At 63.1% G+C, this 6,493-nt stretch carries 6 protein-coding genes; 2 read left to right on the forward strand and 4 right to left on the reverse strand.

The genetic code is table 11. The annotated features are described in order from the left end of the window. Window positions 1–135 precede the first annotated feature (135 nt). From fabV to fabA, 3 genes are all read right to left on the reverse strand, one after another. On the reverse strand, window positions 136–1,308 hold the full coding sequence (fabV, locus tag AKN84_RS37330) for an enoyl-ACP reductase FabV (RefSeq protein WP_050425400.1): 1,173 nt from the start codon (window positions 1,306–1,308) through the stop codon (window positions 136–138). Window positions 1,309–1,386: 78 nt separating this feature from the next. Continuing rightward, window positions 1,387–2,610: a beta-ketoacyl-ACP synthase I gene (fabB, locus tag AKN84_RS37335; protein ID WP_050425401.1), complete on the reverse strand. Its 1,224-nt coding sequence runs from the start codon at window positions 2,608–2,610 to the stop codon at window positions 1,387–1,389. A 43-nt stretch (window positions 2,611–2,653) separates the two neighbouring features. Further along, window positions 2,654–3,175 carry a 3-hydroxyacyl-[acyl-carrier-protein] dehydratase FabA gene (gene fabA / locus AKN84_RS37340; RefSeq protein ID WP_050425402.1) on the reverse strand — a complete coding sequence of 174 codons (522 nt, stop codon included), beginning with the start codon at window positions 3,173–3,175 and terminating at the stop codon, window positions 2,654–2,656. Window positions 3,176–3,505: 330 nt separating this feature from the next. On the opposite strand from fabA, the gene irrA reads away from it, so the two are divergent. Further along, window positions 3,506–3,997 carry an iron response transcriptional regulator IrrA gene (gene irrA / locus AKN84_RS37345; RefSeq protein WP_050425403.1) on the forward strand — a complete coding sequence of 164 codons (492 nt, stop codon included), beginning with the start codon at window positions 3,506–3,508 and terminating at the stop codon, window positions 3,995–3,997. 73 nt (window positions 3,998–4,070) lie between these two features. Here irrA and AKN84_RS37350 read toward each other — a convergent pair whose 3' ends face one another. Beyond that, on the reverse strand, window positions 4,071–4,595 hold the full coding sequence (locus AKN84_RS37350) for an SH3 domain-containing protein (RefSeq protein ID WP_430649964.1): 525 nt from the start codon (window positions 4,593–4,595) through the stop codon (window positions 4,071–4,073). Between the two features lie 331 nt (window positions 4,596–4,926). Between AKN84_RS37350 and AKN84_RS37355 the strand changes: the two genes are divergently transcribed. Then, window positions 4,927–5,931: a 2-hydroxyacid dehydrogenase gene (locus AKN84_RS37355; protein WP_050425405.1), complete on the forward strand. Its 1,005-nt coding sequence runs from the start codon at window positions 4,927–4,929 to the stop codon at window positions 5,929–5,931. The last annotated feature ends 562 nt before the right edge of the window (window positions 5,932–6,493 follow it).

Here is a 6,493-nt window from a genome sequence, read left to right on the forward strand (position 1 = left end):
GTAGCCCGGATGGAGCGAAGCGCAATCCGGGACGGTCTCTCTGCGGACAAAGGTCCCGGATTTCGCGGAGCCTGTCATCGGGCGCGCGTTCGCGCGACCCGTTGGCTCCTCCGGGCTACAAAGCAGTGGAGCTGCCTAGCCCGGCACGACGCAGGGATCGACGTCCTGCGTGTAGTCGACGCCGTCGATGCCGAAGCCGAACAGGCGCAAGAACTGGCTCTTGTATTCGCCGAGATCCGCCAGCTCGCCGAGCGTCTCGGTGGTGAGCAGCGGCCAGCGCCGCGACACTTCCGTCTGCACTTCGGGCGAAAGCTCCCAATCGTCGACCCGGATGCGCTGCGCATCGTCGAGCGCGACGTCCTTGCCGAGCCGGGTGCGGAACAGGCGATCGATCTGTTCGATACAGCCCTCATGCAGCCCGAGCTGCTTCATCACCTTGAACAGCACGGTGCCATAGAGCGGCACCACCGGAATCGCCGAGCTCGCCTGGGTGACCACGGCCTTCAGCGCCACGACGCGCGCCGCGTCCGCACCGAGCCGGCCGCGGATCGCTTCCGCCTTGGCATCGAGATCGACCTTGGCGCGACCGAGCGTGCCGTTCCAGTAGATCGGCCAGGTCAGCTCGCTGCCGATATAGGTGTAGTTGAGCGTGCGGAAGCCCGGCGCCAGCACGCCGGCATCGGCGAGCTGGTCGATCCAGCGCTTCCAGTCGTCGCCGCCCATGACAGCGACAGTAGCCGCAGTCTGCTCCTCGTTTGCCGGTTCGAGCGTGGTCTGGAACACCTCGCCGGTCTCTGTGTCGAGCGTCTTGATCTCGACCGGGGCGCCGAGCGGCTTGATGACCGAGCGATAGGTCTTGCCGGTGTCGGGATCGGTCCGCACCGGCGCGGCCATGCTGTAGACCAGCATGTCGAGCTGACCGAATTTCTCACGCACGCGCTCGATGAAGTCTTTCTTCAGCTCGTCGGAGAAGGCATCGCCTTCCAGCGTAAGCGGAGATCGTCCGATCTTCTCGGCCTCGATCTCGAAGGCGCGGTTGTTGTACCAGCCGGCGCTGGCGCTCCGCTTTTCCGACGGCTCGCGCTCCAGCGACACGCCGATCGTATCGGCGCCGCCGGCGAAGGTCGCAACGATGCGGCTCGCGAGGCCGTAGCCCGTCGAGCAGCCCAGCACGGCGACGCGCTTGGGACAGTCGGCGACCGGGCCCTGCTTCAGAACGTAGGCGATCTGCTCGCGGACATTGGTGGCGCAGCCGACGGGATGTGCCGTCGTGCAGATGAAGCCTCGCACGCGCGGTTCGATAATCATTCCCACCCCATTCCGGATCGTTGCAATATTCCCATGCGCTGGCTGTGGACCTCCCTCAGCAAGCGAGGAGAGGCGAAATCACGCGTCAAGCCGCCTGAACACCAGCGTCGCGTTGGTGCCGCCGAAGCCGAACGAGTTCGACAGCACGGTCGTCAGCTTGGCGTTGTCGATCCGCTTGCGCACGATCGGCATGTCGGCGAACACCGGATCGAGCTCGGTGATATGCGCGCTCTCGCAGACGAAGCCGTTGTTCAGCATCAGCAGCGAGTAGATCGCTTCCTGCACGCCGGTGGCGCCGAGCGAATGGCCGGTCAGCGCCTTGGTCGCCGAGATCGGCGGGCACTTGTCGCCGGTGCCGAACACCTTGCGGATCGCCTCGATCTCCGGCGGATCGCCGGCTGGCGTCGAGGTGGCGTGCGGATTGATGTAGTCGACCGGCGTGTCCACCGTCGACATCGCCATGCGCATGCAGCGCTCGGCGCCTTCGCCCGACGGCGCCACCATGTCGTATCCGTCAGAGGTCGCGCCGTAGCCGACGACCTCGCCGTAGATTCGCGCGCCGCGCGCCTTGGCATGTTCGAGCTCTTCGAGCACCACGACACCCGCGCCTCCGGCAATGACGAAGCCGTCGCGATTGAGATCGTAGGGACGCGAGGCGGTGGCCGGCGTGTCGTTGTATTTCGAGGACATCGCGCCCATGGCGTCGAACAGCACCGACAGCGTCCAGTCGAGTTCCTCGCAGCCGCCGGCGAAGATGATGTCCTGCTTGCCGATCTGGATCGTCTCGTAGGCGTTGCCGATACAGTGGTTCGACGTCGCGCAGGCCGAGGAGATCGAGTAGTTCACGCCCTTGATCTTGAACCAGGTCGCGAGCGTCGCCGACGCGGTCGAGGACATTCCCTTCGGCACCGCGAACGGACCGACGCGCTTCGGGCCCTTGGCGCGCGCGATGTCGGCGGCTTCCACCAGCGTGCGCGTCGACGGACCGCCGGATCCCATGATGATGCCGGTGCGGATGTTGGAGACTTCGTTCTCCTCGAGGCCGGAGTCGCGGATCGCCTGCTCCATGGCGACGTGATTCCAGGCAGCACCTTCGGCAAGGAACCGCATCGCGCGTCGATCGATCACCTCGGCGGGATTGAGTGTCGGCGCGCCGTGCACCTGCGAGCGAAAGCCAAGTTCGGCGGCCTTCTCCGCGCGTGAAATGCCCGACTTCGCCTCGTAGAGGCTCGCAAGCACTTCCTGGGTGTTGTTACCGATGGACGAGACAATACCCATCCCCGTGATGACAACCCGCCTCATGTTCGCCTCGCCCTGCCTTTATGTTGCCGCATGATGATCCTGCTCAAGACGGCACCGTGCCCTGCTTGAACAATCCGACCTTCAAGTCCTTGGCGCGATAAATAATCTCGCCGTCCATGGAAAGCCACCCGTCGGCGATTCCAAGCACGAGCTTTGACCGCATCACGCGCTTGATATCGATGTTGTACACAACCTTGCGCGCGTGCGGCAGCACCTGTCCGGAGAACTTCAGCTCGCCGAGGCCGAGCGCGCGGCCACGACCTTCGCCACCGATCCAGCCAAGGTAAAAGCCGACCATTTGCCACATGGCATCGAGGCCGAGACAGCCCGGCATCACCGGATCGTTCTTGAAATGGCAGCCGAAGAACCAGAGATCCGGCTTCACCTCGAGCTCGGCGCGCACCAGCCCCTTGCCGTACTCGCCGCCATTTTCCGAGATTTCGCTGATGCGATCGAACATGAGCATCGGCGGCAGCGGCAACTGGGCGTTGCCGGAACCAAACAGCTCGCCCCGTCCGCAAGCCAGCAAATCCTCGTATTCGTAACCGCCGCGCCGATCCAGCATCCTCTATCCACCTCTGATGTCCCGATGAAGCGCTTTTGCTTGGTCGGACCTTAATCTACCCACGGGAACCGGAATAACCCGTCCCGCATCTTGGCGCTACCTGGGTACGCGACCGGCCTGTTATCTCTGCCGAAAGCGCATATGTGGTCCGCGCGCTCTCTAACATAGGGTTAACTGGCCGGCAAAGCGGCATTCCATTGATAAATTGCCGTCTCTCCTTAGGTTTCTACCGCAGCTTGGATTCGTTCTAGTTGCGAAAAACTTGCATCTGATAGCCATCCTTTTTATATTTATGAGGAATATTGCCTGAGTTGGGTGCATAGAGTGGACATGAACGAGGAAGTACCGGCTGTGAACGATGATGCCGTGCACCCGGCTGCCCGGGGCGCTGGGCACCACCCTGCCCTGACCGGCTGCCCGTGGCATGACGTCAACGAGATGCTGCAGTCTGCCGGCCTCCGGCCGACCCGTCAGCGCATGGCGCTGGGCTGGCTGCTGTTCGGCAAGGGTGCCCGCCACCTGACCGCTGAAATGCTGTACGAGGAAGCCACGCTGGCCAAGGTTCCGGTGTCGCTGGCGACTGTCTACAACACGCTCAACCAGCTGACGGACGCCGGCCTGCTGCGCCAGGTCAGCGTCGACGGCACCAAGACCTATTTCGACACCAACGTGTCGACGCATCATCACTTCTATCTCGAGCACAATCACGAGCTGGTCGACATTCCCGACCCGAACCTCGTGCTGTCGAAGATGCCCGATGTGCCTGATGGCTACGAAATCTCCCGCGTCGACATGGTCGTGCGGCTGCGCAAGAAGCGCTGAACCGCCTTAACCGTTCGATTTGAGTTGTGATGGCCGGGCTCGTCCCGGCCATTGTCGTTTGGGACGAGGAAGCTCAGTCCACCTTCTCGTCGGCGTAGACGCCCCACAGGCGCTGCTGCTCGATCCAGCCGTCGAAGCCATTGCCGGTGACCCGGCACCAGCTATTGGCGCATTTCTTGACCTGCGCGACGACCCCGGCCTGCAGGCGCGCCGCGATGGCGCTGGTGGCATCGGGACGATCGTACAGCGAGGCCAGATCGTCCTTGTTCTTCATCGTGACGACCGCAGTGCGGCGGCCGGACAGCAGGGAATGATAGACCCAGCCTTCGGCGCCTTCGGAATCGCGCACCCGGCGCCAGTTCTCGAACTCGGCGGTGATTTCGACCGGCAGCCCGGAGCGCGTGTAGACCCAGGCGACGTCGTTATCCTTGGTCGGGCCGCCGCGGACGTTCACATGATCGGATTTCAGGCTGACATAGCGCGGTATCGGCAGGCCGCTGGTGGTGGGGCTCAAGTCCTTGGCGGAATGTCCCGGGCTGACCGACGCACTCAGCATGCTCCCGACCAGAGCCACCAATGAACCGAAACGCCAGACCATCAACTCGTCTCCTGCCGGGATGCCCGACCGCATTCGGCGAGCTGCAACCCAAACCCATGCCCGAAGGCTTCCAGCGCCTGCGCCATTCGTTCCCCCGCGTGGATCCGAGGGGTTCTTGTCTTGGCCCGGCCTTCTGCTAGAGAGGACGGAACGCCTGAGAGCCAGAACACCCGAATTTCCCCTGACGAAAGCCGGGGCAAGTATCGGGGAACCCTAGGAAACGCGAAGGAAACGCCGGGACAACGCGGCTATCAGCAGTGTCGGACAACCGGGTTAATGAGGCCTCAACGGCTCGGTTTTTGGCGAGCCACGCGCCTCATGAAAGCAGGACATGTCGGTGAAGAAAAAGCCTCTCGTCGTCGTCACCCGCAAGCTGCCGGACTCGATCGAGACCCGGATGCGCGAGCTGTTCGATGCCAGACTGAATCTCGACGACACGCCGATGACGCCGGAACAGATCGCCGAAGCGGTAAAGACCGCCGACGTGCTGGTGCCGACCGTGACCGACATGATCCGCGAGGACGTGATCAACCAGCCCGACTGCAAGCTGAAGATGATCGCCAATTTCGGCAACGGCGTCGACAATATCGACGTCGCCGCGGCCCATGCGCGCGGCATCACGGTGACCAACACGCCGAAGGTGCTGACCGAGGACACCGCCGACATGACCATGGCGCTGATCCTTGCAGTGCCGCGCCGGCTGATCGAGGGCGCCTCGATCCTGACCGAAGGCAAGCAGCACTGGGCGGGCTGGTCGCCGACCTGGATGCTCGGCCACCGCATCGGGGGAAAGCGGCTCGGCATCGTCGGAATGGGCCGTATCGGCCAGGCCGTGGCGCGCCGCGCCCGCGCCTTCGGCCTGCAGATCCACTATCACAACCGCCGCCCGGTGGCGCCCATGATCGCCGAAGAGCTCGGCGCGACCTATTGGGAAAGCCTCGACCAGATGCTGGCGCGGATGGACATCATCTCGGTGAACTGCCCGCACACGCCGGCCACTTATCATTTGCTCTCGGCGCGGCGGCTCAAGCTGATCCGGAAAGAGGCCTATGTCGTCAACACCGCGCGCGGCGAGGTGATCGACGAGGACACGCTGATCAAGCTGATCGAAGCCGGCGATATCGGCGGCGCGGCGCTCGACGTCTATGAGCACGAGCCCGCGGTGAACCCGAAGCTGGTGCGGCTCGCCAGGGCCGGCAAGGTGACGCTGCTGCCCCACATGGGCTCGGCCACCATCGAAGGCCGCGTCGAGATGGGCGAGAAGGTGATCATCAACATCCGAACCTTCCTCGACGCCCACAAGCCGCCGGATCGCGTGCTGCCAAGCATGCTGTAGGGCGCAGTGCTCCTTCACCCTCCCCCTCCAGGGGAGGGTGTGACGGCACTGCCAAAATATCGAAAACAACCCCATGCAAAGGAGCCGGTGCGGCCGATCCGCATTCGGTGTCGTCCCTGCTTTCGCCCAAGGGCATGCACACATCTTTTCCGATCGAAAAACCGACTCTTAATCAAGGACTTGGATGTGGGGCGATGACCAAAGTTCGCGAGCGCAGCTTAGCTAAACGTCGTCATTTCTCTGCGTTCTTCAGCCAAGTCCTTGAGAAGACTCCAGAAGATGTGTGCATGCACTAGTGCTTTCGCCGGGACGACGATGTCGGCCCAGCTTCTACCCTCCCCTGGAGGGGTAGGGCTATCGCATATGAAAGAAACCCGCGTGGAATCGATGGTTCTGCGACGGACAGTTCGAACGAGCATGCTCGCCATTCGCGGTTCGATTCCGATTTGTTCTCCATCCGATTCCAACACTTGCATGGGGCACATCAACGCAAGACCAATCCAAGTATCGGAACAGACTCGGGAATTTCCATATGCGATAGCCCTACCTGGAGGGGGAGGGT

The sequence above is a fragment of the Bradyrhizobium tropiciagri genome (assembly GCF_001189845.1).
Taxonomy (GTDB): Bacteria; Pseudomonadota; Alphaproteobacteria; order Rhizobiales; family Xanthobacteraceae; genus Bradyrhizobium; species Bradyrhizobium tropiciagri.